The following is a 1,612-nucleotide window of genomic DNA, read 5'->3' as shown; positions in this document are numbered from 1 at the left end:
TTGCCAGTGATTTCCTCCACATACTCGACATATGCACGGGTTCCACTACTTGGTAACGGTCTACTCGTCTAAATCCTTTTCTTGTGTTTCCTGGATGTCCCGGTTGTCCTCCTGGTTTTCGATGACTGGAGTCTGATTCCTTTTCCTGTGTGACTGGGGTTTTTTCTGATGGACGTTCTACCAGTCGGGCTACTTGGTAATTTCTGGTAGTTGTTCCCCTTGTTTGCCAGTGATTTCCTCCACATACTCGACATATGCACGGGTTCCACTACTTGGTAACGGTCTACTCGTCTAAATCCTTTTCTTGTGTTTCCTGGATGTCCCGGTTGTCCTCCTGGTTTTCGATGACTTGAGTCTGATTCCTTTTCCTGTGTGACTGGGGTTTTTTCTGATCGCTTCAGTAGATCGCTTGAAGGGGGTAATGATCGGGTTTGACTATCTTTAATTACATAGTTCTTTGAGCCGTTCTACTTCTTCAATCAGTTTTTCTATGAGGCGTTGCTGTTGCTTGCGCCAGTTCTACCAGAGCTTCTTTGGACAGTAGCTTTAGGTCTTTTCGATCTTTTGGGATATCTGGTAGCTTAAATTTCATTTCTTATCAGAAATACAAACCTTTCCTCTTTTGTTAACCCCTACACCTGAATGCTTACTACTAACTAATGATTTATTTACATTTTTTTATTAGTTAAAATCATAACTATGTTCACTCTCCACTCTTCATTGAATCTATCTTTGGTATCTTATAACGGTTAAGGAAAATTTTATTGGGACTCAAAATTAATTTTGTCAGTAATTCATCATTTATTGATCGTAGATAGATTAATATACAAAATAGAAATCTTCTAATTGATTAAGCTATCCTGACAAAAAAAGTATGCAAGCTACTACACCTGTTGCATTTTCCCCAGTTTCTAAAAATTCCTCTAGTCAAGCAAAACCTGGAGTATTCTCTAAACAAAAAAAGTTTACTTATTTAGGAATAACAATTGAAAGTACAACTAAATTATTGACTAATATCCTAATCTCTGCTTGTATAACTTCAGCTTTGTTAAAATTGTTACCTCATTACCAATCTATTCAAGAAAAACTACAAGTTATTGAATCTGAAATTGAAGCTACAACAGAGAGACTGAATAATGAGAAGGAAAATTTTAGTCGCTATTTTGATCCTAGTCAAGCTAAAACTATTATGCAAGAACAAAGTAACCGAGTAGACCCTAATCAAATACCTATAATTTGGCTAGAAAATAATGGTGTTAAACCTAATTTAGAATCTAATTCATCTCCATAATTATCTTGGGGTGGGGAAATAATAATATAATACTGGAAAATTGAGAAAAGCTGAATATTAGCTCAATAGCATTAGATGGCTAAATCTCAAACTTTCTAATTTCCAGTCTTATTTAATCCTCAATCCTGAGATAGAAAGAGATTTTTGATTAGGCTAAAATTTCCAGTGACTCAAATAGATAAAAATTATGAGAATTTTATCACTATTCTCTGTTCCTACTGTATTTGATATTCCCAATTATAATTATTGTAGAAGAGATATTAGTTATAGTTACTAAATCTATAGAAAAATATTCCTTGACAAGTGTTTTAATTAAGTGTT

The 1,612-nt window shown here is 34.4% G+C and carries 1 protein-coding gene; it reads left to right on the top strand.

Going from position 1 to position 1,612, the window contains the following annotated elements:
• The first annotated feature begins 874 nt into the window (after positions 1-874).
• Positions 875-1,291 carry a slr1601 family putative cell division protein gene (locus F6K22_RS40430; protein WP_293110751.1) on the top strand — a complete coding sequence of 139 codons (417 nt, stop codon included), beginning with the start codon at positions 875-877 and terminating at the stop codon, positions 1,289-1,291.
• Positions 1,292-1,612: the final 321 nt, after the last annotated feature.

The sequence above is a fragment of the Okeania sp. SIO2F4 genome (assembly GCF_010672385.1).
Lineage (GTDB): Bacteria > Cyanobacteriota > Cyanobacteriia > Cyanobacteriales > Microcoleaceae > Trichodesmium.
Note: the sequence above shows the minus strand (reverse complement) of the source record. Positions and strands in the feature narration are given on the sequence as shown.